Here is a 17,890-nt window from a genome sequence, read left to right as displayed (position 1 = left end):
GATCGTCACAGGATTGTCACTGGCCGAGACCTTCTCGGCTCAGCCAGTCCATCGACCGCTCGATCCCAACCGGATCGCGCAGCTCGAGGATCAGACGCGGCTCCGTCGCCTGCTCCGCCAGCGCGCGAAACACCTCGTGCCACCGGATCGTCCCCTCGCCGATCGGCCAGTGCCGGTCCGCGAACCCGTCGGCGTCCTGAAGATGGACATGGCCCAGCATATCGCCCGCCGAACGGATGAAGTGATCGACCGGACGCGCGCCGGTGGCGCCATGCGCATAATGGGCATGACCGGTATCGACGGACAGCCGGATCGCCTCTGAATCGAAACTCTGTGCAAGGAGCTTGCGATCCTCCGGTTCGATGTCTTCGATATTCTCCAGCATCAGGGTCAGGCCAATATTCTCGGCGCGTTTCACCACGTCGACAAGCAGCTCCTGCGCCATCGCAATGCCCCGCTGACGCGCGCCAGGATGCATGTCGAGATTGTGCCAGTCCCAGGTCGTATAGGGCGAATGGATCACCATGAACCGCGCACCAAGCGCTTCGGCGATCTCAAGCCCCTGCATCATACGCGTCCTGACCACCGCCCGAATGTCCGGATCGGGATTGGTGAACGACAGCCCCCAGAACGGGCCGTGGATACCCAGCCGCCCCTTGTAGCCATCGAGATGTCTCCTGGCCTCCGCCACGAGATCGTGCCAGTCGCCCTTGATCAGCATCTCCGGCCAGATAAAACTCTGGATCTCCAGATCGCGGTCTTTCTCGAACAGCCAATCCCGGAAACCCGGCAAGTGCTCGACATTCAGGGCAGCACCGATCACAGGCAGGGTCATGTGTTTCTCCTTCGTTCAGGTCAGCCCCTTTTTAGGAACCGACCGTCACGAAAGGATGACAGCTCAGCGGATCGCCAAACCTTTCTCGTCGAACAGATGCGTGCGCCCTTCGCCGAATTTCAGCCCGACCTTTTCGCCCGGCTGATGCGGCGCGTCTCCAAGATCGCGAACGGTCATCTGCCCGGCCCCGTTTTCGGCATCGACGATGATGTAGGTGTCGGCCCCAAGGTATTCGACCACATCGACCACACCGTCGAGATCGCCCTGCCCGGCGGGCACGATGGTGATGTGTTCAGGGCGAATGCCAAGATCCTTGCCCTTCTCGCCAAGCCCCATTGCGGCGGCGGGAATGACGTTCATCTTGGGCGAGCCGATGAACTGTGCCACGAAGAGGTTGCCGGGACGTTCATAAAGCTCCTTGGGAGAGCCGACCTGAGCGATCTTACCCGCTTCCAGAACAACAATCCGGTCGGCAAGCGTCATTGCCTCCACCTGATCGTGGGTCACGTAGATCATCGTGCTCTGAAGCGAACGGTGCAGCTTCGCCAACTCATAGCGCATCTCGACCCGAAGCGCCGCATCAAGGTTCGACAGCGGCTCATCGAACAGGAACGCCGTCGGATCGCGCACGATGGAACGCCCGATGGCCACCCGCTGACGCTGCCCGCCGGAAAGGTCTTTGGGGCGCCGATCAAGATAATCGGTGAGCTTCAGCACATGCGCCGCCTCATCGACTTTCTTGGCGATGACATCCTTCGGCTCGCCTGCGGCCTTAAGCGCAAAGCCTACGTTGTCACGCACCGACATATGCGGATAGAGCGCATAGGACTGGAACACCATGGCGAGACCGCGTTTCGACGGCGGCTCGGCGGTGGCGTCACGCTCTCCGACGAAAATCTTGCCGCGCGAGGTCTCTTCGAGCCCGGCAATCATCCTGAGGAGAGTCGATTTCCCACAGCCCGAGGGGCCGACGAAAATGATGAATTCGCCCTCGTCGATCTTGAGATCGACGCCCTTGATCACCTGCACATCGCCGAACCATTTTTCGACGGCCTGTAACTCAATGCTAGACATGTTTTACTCCTTCCCTGCCGCAAGCGGGGTACGGTTCACACCGCACCAAGTCAGCCAGACGGCAGCCGTCCAGCCAAAGGACGGCCCGCCACAGGGCGCGCCATCCATCGGATCGTAATATTCCCAGAACCCACCGCCCTCGATCAACCGGGCGGTCTCGTCGCGCAGACGCGCTTCGGCCTCTTTGCGGCCCATATCCTTGAGCCCCATGGCGATCAGCGAATTGACCACCGGCCAGACCGGCCCGCGCCAATAGCGGCGGCGTTCGAACCTCTCGCTCTCCGGGTCCGCCGAGGGGATACCGTAGGCGACCTTGTCCCAACTTCGCGCAAAATGCGCATCGAGCGCCGGGCGGGAGACGCCCGCGAGATAGGCAAGAAACGCACCCGATCCGAGCACACCCGCGAAAGCCCCGCTCCGCAGATCATAAGCATCGAACCAGCCCGTCTCCGGGTTCCAGAGCTTATCCGCCCCGTCACGCAGCCTGGCCTCCTGCGCCACAAGACCGGAGGTGTCTTCGCCCAGAACGCGTCCCAGCTCGATCAGATCGGCGAAGGCACGCAGAAGCACGAATGTAATCCCCGGATCGGCCATCAGGAACGGCCCATTCTCGATCATCTGCGCGTCGTCCCAGTTCACCGACCGCCCAAACGCGAGGATCGCAAGATAGCGGTCATAGTCCGAGGCGACGGGGCGCTGATCGGCATTCAAGAGACCAAGATCGCGCCGCTTGTTCTCCCGCGCTTTTCGGATGAACGGATCGCTGTCATCGACCGGCACATGCGCCATGCCGATGTCCCAGTCCGGGCAATTGTCGCGCCCGGATTCCCACGGATGCACAATGGCCACCGGCCCGTCCTGGCACCGTTCCCTCATCCACCAGTCATGCCATGCAACGAGCTTGGGATAGAGCGATTGGAGATGCGGCAGGCCCGTTTCGGGATCGGCCTCGTAGATCTTGCGAATGAGCGTCGCAGCCACGGGCGGCTGCGAGATACCGGAAGTGGGCGGGGACTGATCCGCCCCCCAAACCTCGGGACCGGGGAAGTACTCCGGATCGACCTCGTGGAACACCATATGGGGCACCATGCCGGTTGCCCATTGGCTCGCGAACAAAAGCTCCACCTCGGCCCACGCCCGCGCGATGTCAAAGGTGGAATAGCCCCAGGCGGAGAACATGCTGTCCCAGTTCCACTGGAACGGATAAAGCCGCACCGTCGGGATGGTATAGCCGCCGCGATCATTGCCCAAGAGCACGTCTCGGGCGGCCTGGTCGAGTGGGTTTAGAACTGTCATCCCTTCACACTCCCTGCCGTCAGCCCCTTGGTCATGAATTTCTCCAGCCCAAGGAACAGCGCCATGATCGGCACGGTGGCAATCACCGATCCGGCCATGAGGTGTTGTCGCGGAATTTCCGACGAGTTGAGCGAGGCAATCCCCCGCGTCAGGGTAAATTTCGACGGATCGTCCAAGAGCATGAAGGCCAAAAGGAACTCGTTCCACGCGATCATGAAGACGTAAAGCGACACGGACGCCAGCGCCGGAAGCGACAAAGGCAGGGTGATTTTCCAGATCACCTGAAGCCGGGAGAGCCCATCCATCAACCCAGCTTCCTCGATCTCTGCGGGCAGACCACGGAAATAGCCTTGCAGCATATAGAGCGCCACGGGGATGGTCGTCACCGGATAGATCATCACGATCCCCGCTACGGAATTGCGCAGCCCCATCATCGAAAACGCGATGTAGATCGGCAGCGCCAAAACGATCATCGGCACCATATAGATCAGCAGGATCGAACGCGAAAACGTCGCCTGCCCCCGGAATCTGAGCCGCGCCACGGCATAGGCGCCAGGGATCGCGAAGAGGAGCGTGATCAGCACGGTCAGCACGGAGATGTAGAACGAGGTCCACATGTAAGTGCCGAAATTGAACTCCGTCATCAGCTCGACATAGGACCGGAACAGCCCCCAGCCTTTCGACAGATCAATCGAGAAATCGAGCGGGTTCTGCATCAGCTCGGCCTGATTTTTCAGACTGGTCATTACCATGACGTAGAAGGGAATGACCACGATGGCCGTGAAGAACACATAGCCGAAGCCCTTGAGCGCCTTGATTACCGCATCTTCGAACTCATGCCGCGTCAGCGTGCCCATGGTCAGGTCCCTGAGATAGACCACGAGCGGCCAGCCGATCCCGATCCCAAGGAAAAGCGCCGCCACGACGCGCGCGATCAGCGACACATTACCGGTCAGGACAGGCCCAACGCCCAGCGAAAGGGCGACGAAATACACCACGGTCAGGACTGCGGAAGCGATCACAACCTTGCCGCGCCAGACAAGCGCTAATCCGGTGGGAATGCCGAACATCAGCGCGCCGATGATCGACGGACGAAAGGCCTCACCCGTGGCAAAACTCATCGCCACCGCGACCGTTACTGCCACGACAAAAGTCCAGAGCACGCCAAGAAGCGGGCCGGTCACATATCCGAAACGAAGGTATTTCATGATGGCCTCCCTTCTTTTGTCTGAAAATATCCTGGGGGGAGCGCCAAAGGCGCGGGGGGCAAAGCCCCCAAAAGCTGCACACCAATCATAGCCCCTCCTCCTTCGACATGAATTTGAAGAAGAACACGGAGAACAACAGCAGACAGGCAAAGATCACCACGGCCACCGCCGCCCCCGCGCCGATATTCGACACCGCAAAGGCCTGTTCATAGACGTTCACCGTCAACACCCGCGTGCCCGCGTTGCCGCCGGTCAAAAGGAAAATGTCGTCGAACTTGTTGAAGGTCCAGATGAAGCGCAACAGGAACAGCACCGAGAGGATGCCCAGAAGCTGCGGCAGGCTGAGATACCAGAATTGCTGGAACGGCGAAGCCCCGTCCATATCGGCGGCCTCGTACATATCCGTCGGAATCGACTGCATCCGCGCAAGGATGAAGAGGAACGACAGCGGGAAATAGCGCCAGATCTCAAAGAGCGTCACCATGATCAGCGCTAGGGGCCGCTCGCCAAAGAAGTTGATCGCCTGATCCGTCACCCCCATCTGCACCAAAAGCGCATTGGCGGAACCGGAGAACGGATCGAACAGCAAAATCCACGCAAAGGCCACGGCGATCACCGGGGCCACATAGGGGAACAGGTAGAGCCCGCGCAAGATGCCCTGCCCTTTGAAGGAATGATTGAGCAACATGGAGGCGAAAAGTCCCATGATCATCGCGCCCAGGGTGCCAAAGATGGTGTAAAACAAGGTCACTCCAAGCACGGACCAGAACTCGCCCCCATCAAAGACCGACACGAAATTCTCCAGCGTGAACTCGCCATTGGTGAGCACGAATGAGGCTTTACCATCGACCTCGGCCGGTGTGTCCTCGACATCAGCACCCGCATCGAACCACGCCTGTTCGGTCACGACGGGAATGTTGAGCGTCTCGCGATACCCGCCTTCCCAGTCGCCCAGATCACACAACAGTTCACCCTCGGCAATTTCACAGCGCGGATCGAGATCGCCCGCGAGCCTCAGCCCCTCCGGCCAGGTGTCAGTGAGCGTCACGCCGGTGATTTCCGAGGTCGGTGAGGAATTTCGAAGCCGGTAGCGCAGCGTCGCTTCGTCGCCCGCCGCCGCGGGGCGTCCGCGCAAATCCTCGCGCACAACCGTCTCCGGCGCGCGCAGATCGGCAAGCGAGACCGGTTTGACGGAAATCCAGAACACCGCCAGAAGCGGCAGGATCACCACAAGAGAAACCGCGAGAATGGTCGGGGTCAAAAGCCCCCAGGCAAGCCGCGCTTCGGTACGGGCCAAGGGCCCGGTGCCGCGCGGCGGTCCGATGTCCGACATGGGGAACTCCCTGTCTTTGAAAGCAAAATGGCGGGGCGGATCGGGCCGCCCCGCAAGAGAGCGGCGTTACTCGATCGCGCTCAACTCGGCATTCAGATCCGCAACGGCGGTTTTCGCGTCGATATCGCCGTCGATGAACTGACGCACGATCCGGTTGATCACCTGCGAGTTGTTCATCTTGGACGCCAGACCGAGCTGACCTTCCTTAACACCCCAACGCTGCGCCACATCGAGACCGCCGACGATTTCGTCGATCATATCCTGCGCATAGAGATCGCCGAGCGGCGCTTTGCGATCGACACCCACCGGCAATTTCGCCCATTCGGTGATGAAATAGGTCGGGGCTTCCTCGGTGCCGCGACGGGTCGGGAACATGCCTTCGGGTGCGATGGACAGGGTTTCGAGATAGCCCTCATCCATCGAGAACTCGACGAATTCCTCGGCCGCATCGGTCGAGGCATCTGTGGTGATGCCGAAATAGTTGATATTGGCATAGGCCGCGCCATCCGGGTTCGACGGACCGGAGAAGTTCGTCACGATGCCGGTTTTCGACGCGAGTTCCGTCGAGGTCGGATCGTCGTTGATCGTGGGCGGGGCGCTGTCGCGGAGGCCCGCAAGCTCATCGAGGATGAAGGGCGACCAGAAGACCATCGCGGTATTGCCGGAGAAATAGAGCGTCCGCGCCTGATCCCAATAGAGATCGCCCGGAGGCGAGGCATTGGCGATTTTCTTGTAGAACTCAAGAACTTCGATGGTCTTCGCTTCATCGAGCGGGGCAAAGCCATCGGCATCAACCGGGCTCACACCATTGGCGAGGAACACATGTTCGAGCACCTGCGACATGAAGGCCTCGTCCACTTTCGTGGCGGCCACAAAGCCGTACATTTCCGGCGGGTTGTGCAGCTTTTCGATGGCGGCTTCGACGGCGGCATAGGAGGTCGGCGCCGCAAGACCCGCAGCATCGAAGAGGTCTTTGCGATAGACGATCATCTGGGTCCAGCCATTGGCGGGAACGGAGGCGTAACCGTCATCCATCGCGGCCATGGCGAGCGCGCCGGGGGCGAACGTGTCGGCGCCGAGCGCTTCGATCACATCGGTCGCGGCGTCCATATCGAGGATGCCGGCTTCGGCCCAGGGCAGCGCATATTGCAGCGAGTGATAGATCACATCCGGCAGATCACCGGCGGCAAATGCGGCGGTCGCCCGCGTGCCAAGCTCGGATTCCGTGACCGGGATCACTTCGACCGTATTGCCGGTCTTGGCTTCGAATGCCTCTGCCATCGCCTCCTGCTTGGCCAGACGATCCGGTTGTTCTTCCGTGGTCCAGAAGCGCAGGTTCTCGGCCCCTGCCGCCATGCTCGACAGCGCAAGCACCGTGGCGGCACTCGTCAGAAGGGTCAGTTTTTTGAAAATCATCTCTCTCTCCCTGAGTTGATGGAAATTACGCAGTCACAGCGGCCAGATTGGCCAGATGCCGCGCCAGTTGATCTGACGTCAGCGTGGGCCGTCCCGTGGAACCGCCCGGTGTAAATGTGGCCCGGATCACGCCTTGGGTTGCGGGAGCCTCCGGGTCCTGCATCCGGGCAATGAACATTGCGCCAAGCCGCGCGCCCGCTTGCCGGTTGTCGACGGCAAAGGTCGCGAGACGCGGCCACATGGCCTGCCCTTCGGGGGCGCCGTCATAGCCGACGACGGAAAGTTCCGACCCGATTTTGAGGCCAAGCGTGTTCGCCACCTCATAGACCCCACGCGCGAGTGTATCCGTTGCACAGAGGATCGCCGTCGGCGGAGTCTCAAGCGCCAAAAGCTGCCGCGTCGCTTGGGCCGCATGATCGGGAGACAGCGCGCCCTCGACCACCAGCCTGGCGTCATAGGTCAGCCCCTCGGCGGCGAGCCCGGCGCGGTAGCCATCCCGGCGGGCGTGAGAATAGGCATAGTCCGGCGCGGACCCGATATAGCCGATACGCACATGCCCGAGACGGGCCAGCCAAGTGATCGCATCGGCCATGGCGGCCTCGCTCACAACATCGAAATAAGACACTTTTTCACGATTTTTGGGCCGCCCATAGCATATAAAGGGCACGTTTTCGCGTTCGAGATAGGCGATGCGAGGGTCCTCCCAAAGCACCCTCTGAAGGATGAACCCGTCGGCTTTGCGGTCGCGCACCAGATCGCGCATGATGCGGATCGTGTCCGTTTCGCTTTCAGAGGTGGCGATGGTGAGGGTCCAGCCTTCGGCAGAGGCGGCCTGTGTCAGACCGGCCAGAAATTCGGCGAGGAAGGGGCGGTGGGCATCGTATTGCGACAGTTCGACCACCAAGCCAAGCGAACAACTCCGCCCGGTCTTGATCGCCTGGGCCTGGCTGAGCGGACGATAGCCCATAGCTTGCGCTGCGCGAATGACCCGGTTGCGGGTGGCCTCCGAAATGTCGGGATAACCATTGAGCGCGCGCGAAACAGTGCCTTTGGTCAGGCTCAGGGCCCGGGACAAATCCGATATCGTCACCCGCGCTGTGTCGCGCGCACGACGGTCCATGGTTCCGTTTGACCGCACTTGATTCGCCTCCTCCCGGCAACATTGCGTCTCCGAAACCGGTTTCGGCAATGCTTTTTATCAAATAGTCCGATTGCGCAGATGATCAACATGCTGCGCAGCATTTCGGAACGATCTGAGAGGGTAGACAATCAGGCGATACGGAAAACCTTGGCCGCGTCCTCCTTGGAAATTTCGGATTTCTCGTGGGTGGATGTGACCCGCCCGCGCTCCATGAAAACGAGCTGATCGGCGAGGTCGTAGGCGAATTCGAAATACTGCTCGACCAACACGATCGCCATATCGCCACGCTCGCGCAGAAGCGCAATCACCCGACCGATTTGTTGAATGATATTGGGCTGAATGCCCTCGGTCGGCTCATCCAGGAGCAGCAGCTTTGGCTTGATGATCAGGGCACGGGCGATGGCGAGTTGCTGTTGCTGCCCACCCGAAAGGTCGCCGCCACGACGATGCATGAACTCCTTGAGGATCGGGAACAGTTCGAAAATCTCATCCGGGATGAAATGTTCGGATTTCGGCAGACAGGTAAATCCGCTCTCCAGATTTTCCTTCACCGTCAGAAGCGGAAAGATCATTCGCCCCTGCGGAACGCTCGCAACGCCCTTATGCGCCAGCTCATGCGCCGGGGATTTGCCGACGTCTTCGCCGTCGAGCCTCATAGAACCGCCGGAGCGCGGATGCGTGCCGGAAATCGCTTTCATGAGGGAGGTTTTGCCCACCCCGTTGGTGCCCATCACACAAGTGACCTTGCCCGCCTGCGCCGACAGATCGACGTCATAGAGAATTTGCGAACCGCCGTAATGGAGCGAGAGGTTTTTGACTTCGAGCATGCTATTCCCTCCTCAGCGCCCCAAATAGACGTCAATCACGTCCTGATTTTTCGTCACGTGATCGAGCGAGCCTTCGGCCAAAACCGATCCCTCATGCAGCACGGTCACCTTACAATCGAGCCGCCGGACGAAGTCCATGTCGTGCTCTACGACCACCACAGCACGGGTTTTTGCCGCCTCTTTCAAAATATCGGTGGTGTGTTCCCGCTCACCAAGCGTCATCCCCGCCGCCGGTTCATCGACCAGCAAAAGCTTCGGATCCTGCGCCAGAAGCATGCCGATCTCCAGCCATTGCTTCTGCCCATGCGACAGCTCGCCGGATCTGCGTTCCAACTGATCGGAGAGACCGATCTCGGCGGCAAGTTCCTCGACCTTCGCGAAATCCTTGAACTTCGGACGAAAGAACAGAACCTTGAGCGGATTGCGGTCGTTTTTGACCGCCATCAGCAGGTTTTCGAACACGCTCTGATCCTCGAACACCGTCGGGCGTTGAAACTTTCGCCCGATGCCCGCCCGCGCGATTTTCGCCTCGTTCATGCCGATCAGGTTGCGCGACATGTCTCCCCACAACACCTTGCCCTCATCGGGCTTGGTCTTGCCGGTCACGATGTCCATGAAGGTCGTCTTGCCCGCCCCGTTCGGCCCGATGATGGCGCGCAGCTCGGCATGGCCGATGTTGAACGACAGGTTGTTGATCGCCCGGAAGCCGTCGAAGGTGACCGAAATCCCGGAGACCTCAAGAAGTGTGCCAGCGCCGCTCATTTCTCCGCCTCCTCTTCACGCAAACTGCCTTTGTCGGGCCCGAGGGGGACGCCATGACGGTTGGGCGACATGCGGCCGGAGATCAGATCGAACAAGCCACCGATGCCCTTGGGGGCAAAGAGCGTCACGAGGACAAAAGACAAGCCCAGAAGCACCAGCCACCAATCGACCCATTTGATCGTGTAGAATCCGAGGTTCACATCGGGGGCCTGACCGCCGGTGAAATAGGTGGAGACGAGCGAGACAAAGGCCGCGCCGATGACCGCGCCATAGATGCGCCCGCGCCCGCCGATGGCGACCCAAACGGCGAGGTAGATGGAGGCGATGGGGGCGATTTCTGCCGGGTTGATGATCCCGGCCTGTGGGTAATAGAGCGCGCCCCCGATGGCGGCGATCACGGCGGTGAGGGTAAAGACGAAGAGTTTGAACCCTTCGACAGAATAGCCAAGGAACCGCACCCGCGCCTCGTCGTCGCGGATGCCGCGAATGACGGAGCCGAATTTGCCGGAGACGATGAAGGCCGCGACCAGATAAGTGAGCAAAAGTGCGAGGGCTGAGGCCCAGAAGAACCAGATCGAGATATAGTCCTGCGATACCCCGTCCGCGCCGGGGAGGTTTTGCAGGCCCGAAAGCCCGTTGTTGCCGCGCAAGCCGCTGTCATTTTGAAAGAGGTAAAGCGAGAGCGCGAGGGTCATTGCCTGGGTCAGGATCGACAGGTAGACGCCGGTCACCCGCGAGCGGAAGGCGAGCCAGCCGAAGACCAGGGCGAGGATGCCGGGCACAAGAACGACCAAGGCGATCTGCGCCCAGAAACTATGGGCGAAATACCAGACCAGAGGGAAATCGCTTGAGCCGACCACGCCAAAAATCTGCGTCCCGATGGCGTCCGAAATCTCAGACGCAGTCGGCGGCAGGGGCGCATTGGCGAAACTGTCGAGCACGATCAGCTTGGTCCGCGCATACATCAGCCACATGCCGATCATATAGCCGCCCAGCCCGAAAAAGGCGAAGTGGCCGAGAGACAGAATGCCGGTGTAGCCCCAGACCAAATCCATCGCGATGGCCACCAGAGCAAGGCACAAGGTCTTGCCCAAGGTCTTGACGAACGACGTGGAAATCCCCCCCGCACCGTAAGCTTCCGACATGAAAGTCACGGCGAGTGTAAAAATCACCAGAACGGCGACAAAGACCGGCAGGGAGGGGTTTTTCTTAAACATATCCATGGCTCAATCCCTCCCTTAATCCCCAGCCGCACGCCCCTTGAGGGCGATGATGCCCTTGGGCCGGAACTGGATGAAAATGATGATGAAGATGATCATGTAGGTCTGCGCCGCCAGCGTATTGGACGGGTTGAACCATTCGATCCCCTTTTGCAGGAAACCGATCAGACCGGCACCCAAGAGCGTGCCCCAAATGTTGCCGACACCGCCGACGACCACGGTCATGAAGCTTTGGACGATATAATCGGAGCCAAGCTCGGAGGTGACTTTCGCATAGAGCCCGATGGCCACCCCCGCGATCCCGGCGATGCCGGAGCCGAGACCGAAGGTCAGCATGTTCACCTTGTCCGGGTTGATCCCCATGGAGGCCGCCATGCGCGGGTTCTGCGTCACGGCGCGGGTTTCGAGACCCAGACGCGTTTTCTTCATGATGAAGAGGAACACGCCAAGGAAGATCAGCGCCAGAACGAAAATCGCGATGCGGATATAAGAGATCGACACCACATCGTTGAAGGTCAGCGCCCCATCGAGCCAGCCGGGCGAGGTCAGCGGACGCGCCTGCGTGCCAAAGATGTTCTTGGCGAGCTGCTGAAGCGCGATGGACACGCCGAAGGTCGCGAGAAGGGTCTCAAGAGGCCGGTTATACAGCCAGCGGATGATCAGCCGCTCCATCGCCACACCGGCGGCAAAGGTGACGGCGAAGGCCAGCGGGATCGCGAGAATGATCGACACGGTATAATCCGGCACGATCTGTTGCACGACATAGCCGGTATAGGCGCCCATCATGATGAACTCGCCATGGGCCATGTTGATCACGCCCATGACCCCGAATGTGATCGCCAAACCGATGGCCGCAAGGAAATAGATCGAGGCCAGAGACAAGCCATCGAGCGAGAGATCGAGGAATTGATTGAACCCGACGGCCCGGTTGATCGACCCGAGCGTCGCCTCCGCCGCATCGGTCACGGCTTTGGACGGTTCGTCATAGACCTCCGCAAACGGCGCGCCCTTGACGACAGTTTCCTCGGAAAAATTCACATCATAGGCCGGAGCCTGCCCCGCCTCGGCCAGTGCCGCATAGGCGCTGTCGCGAGACTCTTGAGTGTTGAGGTCCGCCACAGGCCTGCCACCGACCTTGCCATCGACGATATGGGCCTCAAGCGCCGCTTTGCGCTCGGCCACACTCGGCGGCGGCGTCGCGGCCCCGGCTGCGACCATCAGCGCAAATGCATCAGAGACCGGAATGTCTTTGCCGGGTTTCAGAGCCCGTTTGATATTGGCCCCGTCCGGCAGACCCTCTGCATAAACGATCTTTGTGGTGACAAGCGGATTGAGCGCCGCTCGGGCATCCAGCGACAGCGCACCACGAAAGCCTTCAATCGCCGCAACGCGGCTCGCTTCATCCGGGTCGAAACGAATGGTCAAAAGCCGTTCGGTGGTCTCTTTCAGCGCTTTGATCGCCGGATCGGTCTCGCCTTCGATGGAGGCGCGGAGCGGGGCAAGATGGCTCTCTTCCCCATCGCGCTGAATCGCCAAAAGCGCATCGCGACGACGCGCCGGATTGGGATCGTTGAGCTGAAACTGTACCAAAGCAGCACCGATCATGGCGCGAATGCCGGAGTTCGGTTTGAGCTGATCGAGATCGCCCTTGTCGACCGCCCCCACCTCGGCACCGCTGTCGAAATCGAACAGCGTGTAGGTTCCGCCCGCGCCTGGCGCCGCGTAGAAAAACAGCCCGTCAGCCTTGCGCTGCCACATACCCTTGTTCTGCCAAGTCTCAAGCACGGTCTGCGCGGCAGACAGGCCGGAATTGGCGATGGCGTCGATAGCGGGGCCGATGGTCTTGCGCGAAGATTTTTCAATCTCGGCGCGGTGCTCCTGAAGCACGTCCTGAATGGTCCTCTCCTGTGCCTGTGCCGCGAGCGCACAGGTGAGCAAGATCAGACACGCAGCGATAAGGCGGCGGATCATGAAAAACTTTCCAACTGGGAGGAGATGGAAGGGCGGCACACCGCCCCTCCCTTGTCAGCTCGGATCAATAGTTGGATTTGATCTGCACACAGGTCTCGGTCTCGGTGTTGTACATGCCGCAACCGAGGTCCTTCCAATCGGATTTCAGCACGGCGGATTCCGGCAGGTAATCGGTCCATGCATCGCCCGGAACCGGATCGGTTTCCGAGATGATGTCGAACTGACCGTCGGCCAGAATTTCGCCGATCAGCACCGGTTTGGAGAGGTGATGGTTCACCCCCATCACGGCGGTGCCGCCCGTGAGGTTCGGGAATTCCTGACCCCACATGTGCTCACGCACGGAGTCGACATCGGTGGTGCCCGCTTCGGTCACCGCGTTCACCCACATGTTGAAGCCGATGTAATGCGCTTCCATCGGGTCGTTGGTCACGCGCGCATCGTCACCGATGAAGGCATGCCACTGGTCGATGAAGGCGGCGTTTTCCGGCGTATCGGCGGACATGAAATAGTTCCATGCCGCGAGGTGCCCGACGAGGTTGGTGGTGTCGAGACCGGACAGTTCTTCTTCACCCACGGAGAAGGCCACGACAGGAATGTCATCGGCGGAAATACCCGCGGCGGCAAGCTCCTTGTAGAACCCGATGTTGGCGTCGCCGTTGATCGTCGAGATCACACCGACCTTCTTGCCATCCGCGCCAAGCGCCACGACATCCGCGACGATCTTGGACCAGTCGGAATGACCGAAGGGCGTGTAGTTGACGAAGATATCCTCTTCCGCGATGCCCTTGGCTTTCAGGTAGGACTCGAGAATGTTGTTCGTGGTGCGCGGGTAGACGTAGTCGGTGCCAAGCAGAGCGAACTTTTCTACGCCCAGCTCATCAAGGAAATAATCCGTGGCCGGAATCGCCTGCTGGTTCGGCGCCGCCCCCGTGTAGAACACGTTTTTCGAGCTTTCCTCGCCCTCATACTGCACCGGGTAGAACAGCAGACCGTTGAGTTCCTCGATCACCGGCAGCACGGATTTGCGCGACACCGAGGTCCAGTTGCCGAAAATCACGTCGACATTGTGCACGGTCAGAAGCTCGCGCGCCTTCTCGGCAAAGAGCGGCCAGTCAGACGCCGGATCGACGACAACCGCCTCCAGATCACAGCCCAGAAGGCCTCCTTTTTTGTTCTGTTCGTCTACCAGCATCAGCATGGTGTCCTTAAGAGTCGTCTCCGAAATCGCCATCGTCCCCGAGAGCGAGTGCAGCACACCGACCTTGATCGGACAGTCGGCGGCAAAGGCGCTGGTGGCCAGCGCTGTGCTGGCGAAAAGTGCCGAAGCCAGAGTGCTCTTGAATTGAATTTTCACGTCCATGTTCCCCTTGTTGGATGCTGCAAGACCCAAGGCATCGCGCACAGCGCTCATATCCATATGCTTGGACTTAAATGAAAAACGCCAACGACCTCCTGTGCAGCGTCGGATGGTTTCCTCTTCGCGCAAAGGACCAGCCGGCAAGTCGGCCTTCTGCGCACGCCCTGCCCCCGTATCCCCGTAGAAACGGTTTTTATGATCGTGGGCATGGGACGCGTTCCAGAGTGTGTCCGGGCAAAACACGCACACAAGACTGTATACAACCGCACAGGCGACAATAAGGGAGGGCACTTCAATATGCCTGCTTTTTGCACAGATACCGCCATTCTTGTCGCTTTGCTGCGCAGATTTCAAAAGCGTGATCGCCCGGACAGGGCAGAATGATTCCATACTTTCCGGCAGGAGCCGTCCAGGAGGCGGTCCCCTCCGCCTTTCACGCACATCTAAACCGAATATTAGGAGCTTGCTGCCACCTTCCTCACATCTTCCAAAATGGCTCAGGCAGGGCTTCGTATGAAAAACTGGATCGGCAATCTTCTGGGATCGGTCGCGGCCAAGATCCTCGGCATACTCTTCGCGCTTGTCGGCACGACACTGGCCGCCATTCTGGTCTCCGGCTCCCTGATTTCCACGATCCGGGACGAGACGGATCGCCTGGTCAGCGACTCGCTCCCACCGCTTCAGATCGCCGCCGGCATCTCCAACGCCGTGTCCGACCTCAAGACCGGCATCGGCACGCTGTCCGGCACAACCGCCCAGAATGAGATCGAGGGGGCCATCGCCGATCTCGAAAACGCCGCCACGACGCTCAATCAGAGGCTCCGGCAGGTCGATCACACCGCCTATCCGGGCCTCGACGAGGACATGCAGGCGCTGCACGCCGACATCGCCACGCTCAACGACGCCCGTCGTCGCGAACTCGAAGCCCAGGCGCGGAACCTGAAGGCCCAGAGCCAGCTCAACGCAGATTCGCGCGCACTCGGTGAAATGTTGCAGAAACAGATCAGCCAGGCGTCCTTCGCCCTGCTACTGGCCGGGAACGACGCCTCCTCCGCCACGAACCGCAACCTGAGCCAATTGCTGCAACGCGATGTCGAGGCCCTGAAACTGGCCCTGATGTTCAAGGCCGAGCTGAACCTCTCCGTCGGGCTGATCCAGACACTCCTGGAAACCAATGATTTCGGTATCCGCACCGAGGTTCTGGACCAAACCCGTGCCGCCCATGAGCGCATCGAGGCCTTGCTCAAGGATATGACAGCCAATGATACAGTGCAGGGAAAGGTGCCGGAACTGCGCGAGGCGCTGACTTTTCCATCCGGGTTTCTCGACCTCTCGCCTACAGACATGAAAATCCGCGCGCGCCTCCTGCATCAGGCACAGAATGAGTTGAACACCCTGTCGAGCAAGCTTGTGGATCACGTGCTCTTCACCCTGGACATGGAAAGCGCCGACGCGCTCAGCAAGAATGAGGTCGTTCTCCGCACCCTGCTCGACAAGGATGTGCGCAACATCACCGATCTGGCGCGTCTCGACAGCACGGCAAAGACCGTCCTGATCAAGGCGATGCAGGGGGCGGCCTCCATCGAGACCGGCGCCGTGCTCGGCCTTCAGGCGGAAATCGACAAGCTCACCCCCGAATTGCGCGCCCGCAGCGTAACCCTGCCCGAGGACTTCAAGGGGCTGGTCGCCTCCGTTTTACGGGAAACAGATCCGCAAACCCGCCTGCTGCACGCCCGCACAGAGGTGCTTGAAGCGCGCAGAGCCGGATTGACCGCGAGTGCGGATGTTGCTTCGGGTTTGCTGCGCATTTCCGACGCGGTGATCACGATTTCGGACGCCTCGCTCTTCGGCATCGCAACCGCCAGCCAGACCCTGACGACCACGGCGGAACATGCACAGAAGACCATGAACGGGATCGCTGTCATTGCCGTTGTGATCGTACTGATCGCGCCGATCCTGACCTACATGTTCATCATGCGCCCGCTCACCGCCGTCACCGCCCGCACCGTGCGTCTTGCCATCGGCGATATGTCGGACATACGCCGTGTTGGCGGTCGCTACGGTGAAATCGCCCGTCTGTTTGCTGCGCTCTCCGTCTTCCGTAACAACCTCGTCGGGAAGGAGCGCATGGAAACGGAAGCCCACGCACGTCAACTGCGCGAAGATCAGGCCAAAGCACAGGCGGAGAAAGAAACCCACGACCGCGAGGCCGCCGAACGCGCGCGTCAACAGGAACAGGCCGAACGTGACCACGCACGCGATGCGCGCAACGAGGCGGAACGTCAGGCGATCGAGGCCAAAACCGCCGCCGAGCGTCAGGCTCGTCATGCCGAACAGCCCCATGTCGTCGGCGCACTGGCCGAAGGCCTGCGCAGGCTGTCACAGGGCGACGTCCGCCTCACCCTCGACGAAGCCTTCCCCGAAAGCTACGAACAATTGCGACAGGACTACAATGCCGCCGTCCTGTCCTTGCGCTCCGTGATTGGGCGCCTGTCCGGCACCGCCCGTACGATCCACGACAATTCAGGCGAAATTTCCAATGCCGCCAAGGATCTCTCGCACCGCACCGAGCGTGCCGCCTCGATGTTGGGAGAGACCGCCGCCGCGCTGACCCAACTGACTGCGTCCGTCAAATCCGCTGCCGATGGCGCGGCTCTGGCCAACCGGACCGTGACAGGGTCGAAATCCAACGCGCAATCGGCGAGCAAGGTCGTACAGGAAGCGATCTCCGCCATGGACGCCATCTCCGAATCCTCGGATAAAATCTCCAGGATCATCTCCGTCATCGACGACATCGCGTTCCAGACCAACCTTCTTGCCCTGAACGCCGGCGTCGAAGCGGCCCGTGCAGGCGAGGCCGGGCGCGGCTTTGCCGTCGTCGCCTCCGAAGTCCGTGCACTTGCGCAACGCTCCTCCGAAGCCGCCCGCGAAATCAACACCCTGATCTCCGTCTCCGGGCAACAGGTCGGTCGCGGCGTCTCACTGGTCGATCAGACCGGCGACGCGTTGCGCTCCATCGTCGAAGATGTCAGCGCCATCTCCCAGCATATGTCGGAAATCGCCACATCCGCAGAAGAACAATCCGCAGGCATCTCCGAGATCAACGCCGCAGTGAGTAATCTGGACCAAACCACCCAACAAAACGTCGCGATGTTCGAACAAACCACGGCTGCCAGTCTTTCGCTGACACAAGAAGCCACGATGCTCACCCAGATCGTCTCGAAATTCGTGCTGAACGACAGCGTTGCCCAGTCTGAAACCGAAGGCGACCGCCACACTCTGAGCAAGGCGTCCTGAGGCGATCAGGGGCGTCATGCCGGGCCTTTGTGCACAGCCTGTCGCAAATTCGGCGACCTATTCAAAGAACTTCATGAAATTTAGAGAAAGGCTTGATAGAGCCGAAAGAAATAGACGAGGTTTCGAAATGGTTTTGCCAATCGAAAACCCCAG

Annotated in this window: 13 protein-coding genes; 1 reads left to right on the top strand and 12 read right to left on the bottom strand. The window is 60.3% G+C overall.

Annotated features, from left to right (window positions below; all coding sequences use genetic code 11):
• Positions 1-16 precede the first annotated feature (16 nt).
• The 12 genes from NH195_RS02925 to urtA all read right to left on the bottom strand — a co-directional run bounded on the left by NH195_RS02925 (position 17) and on the right by urtA (position 14,443).
• Positions 17-835 (bottom strand): sugar phosphate isomerase/epimerase family protein, encoded by an 819-nt coding sequence (locus NH195_RS02925; protein ID WP_066702803.1) that lies wholly within the window; start codon positions 833-835, stop codon positions 17-19.
• A 63-nt stretch (positions 836-898) separates the two neighbouring features.
• Positions 899-1,909, bottom strand: a complete 1,011-nt coding sequence (locus tag NH195_RS02920; RefSeq protein ID WP_066702802.1) for an ABC transporter ATP-binding protein — start codon at positions 1,907-1,909, stop codon at positions 899-901.
• A gap of 3 nt (positions 1,910-1,912) precedes the next feature.
• Positions 1,913-3,205: an MGH1-like glycoside hydrolase domain-containing protein gene (locus NH195_RS02915; protein WP_066702800.1), complete on the bottom strand. Its 1,293-nt coding sequence runs from the start codon at positions 3,203-3,205 to the stop codon at positions 1,913-1,915.
• Complete coding sequence (locus tag NH195_RS02910) at positions 3,202-4,413, bottom strand: carbohydrate ABC transporter permease (RefSeq protein WP_066702798.1); 1,212 nt, start codon at positions 4,411-4,413, stop codon at positions 3,202-3,204. The genes NH195_RS02915 and NH195_RS02910 overlap by 4 nt, the downstream gene beginning before the upstream one ends.
• Positions 4,414-4,498: 85 nt before the next feature.
• Complete coding sequence (locus NH195_RS02905; RefSeq protein WP_066702796.1) at positions 4,499-5,746, bottom strand: carbohydrate ABC transporter permease; 1,248 nt, start codon at positions 5,744-5,746, stop codon at positions 4,499-4,501.
• Between the two features lie 66 nt (positions 5,747-5,812).
• Positions 5,813-7,162 carry an ABC transporter substrate-binding protein gene (locus NH195_RS02900; protein WP_066702794.1) on the bottom strand — a complete coding sequence of 450 codons (1,350 nt, stop codon included), beginning with the start codon at positions 7,160-7,162 and terminating at the stop codon, positions 5,813-5,815.
• 25 nt (positions 7,163-7,187) lie between these two features.
• A complete protein-coding gene (locus tag NH195_RS02895) occupies positions 7,188-8,282 on the bottom strand; it encodes a LacI family DNA-binding transcriptional regulator (protein WP_066702792.1) in 1,095 nt (364 codons plus the stop codon).
• 149 nt (positions 8,283-8,431) lie between these two features.
• Positions 8,432-9,130 carry an urea ABC transporter ATP-binding subunit UrtE gene (gene urtE / locus NH195_RS02890; protein ID WP_066702782.1) on the bottom strand — a complete coding sequence of 233 codons (699 nt, stop codon included), beginning with the start codon at positions 9,128-9,130 and terminating at the stop codon, positions 8,432-8,434.
• 12 nt (positions 9,131-9,142) lie between these two features.
• Entirely contained in the window at positions 9,143-9,892 is a 750-nt protein-coding gene (gene urtD, locus NH195_RS02885; protein ID WP_066702779.1) for an urea ABC transporter ATP-binding protein UrtD, read from the bottom strand.
• Positions 9,889-11,115 carry an urea ABC transporter permease subunit UrtC gene (urtC, locus tag NH195_RS02880; protein WP_066702777.1) on the bottom strand — a complete coding sequence of 409 codons (1,227 nt, stop codon included), beginning with the start codon at positions 11,113-11,115 and terminating at the stop codon, positions 9,889-9,891. The genes urtD and urtC overlap by 4 nt, the downstream gene beginning before the upstream one ends.
• A 15-nt stretch (positions 11,116-11,130) precedes the next feature.
• The gene (gene urtB / locus NH195_RS02875; protein ID WP_066702774.1) at positions 11,131-13,083 is read right to left on the bottom strand and encodes an urea ABC transporter permease subunit UrtB; all 1,953 of its coding nucleotides are present in this window, start codon (positions 13,081-13,083) and stop codon (positions 11,131-11,133) included.
• 64 nt (positions 13,084-13,147) lie between these two features.
• The gene (urtA, locus tag NH195_RS02870; RefSeq protein WP_066702998.1) at positions 13,148-14,443 is read right to left on the bottom strand and encodes an urea ABC transporter substrate-binding protein; all 1,296 of its coding nucleotides are present in this window, start codon (positions 14,441-14,443) and stop codon (positions 13,148-13,150) included.
• A 510-nt stretch (positions 14,444-14,953) separates the two neighbouring features.
• On the opposite strand from urtA, the gene NH195_RS02865 reads away from it, so the two are divergent.
• Positions 14,954-17,737 carry a methyl-accepting chemotaxis protein gene (locus tag NH195_RS02865; protein WP_066702771.1) on the top strand — a complete coding sequence of 928 codons (2,784 nt, stop codon included), beginning with the start codon at positions 14,954-14,956 and terminating at the stop codon, positions 17,735-17,737.
• The last annotated feature ends 153 nt before the right edge of the window (positions 17,738-17,890 follow it).

This window comes from Celeribacter ethanolicus (assembly GCF_001550095.1).
GTDB lineage: Bacteria > Pseudomonadota > Alphaproteobacteria > Rhodobacterales > Rhodobacteraceae > Celeribacter > Celeribacter ethanolicus.
The sequence above is the reverse complement of the archived record's forward strand: the minus strand, read 5'-3'. Positions and strand labels throughout refer to the sequence as shown.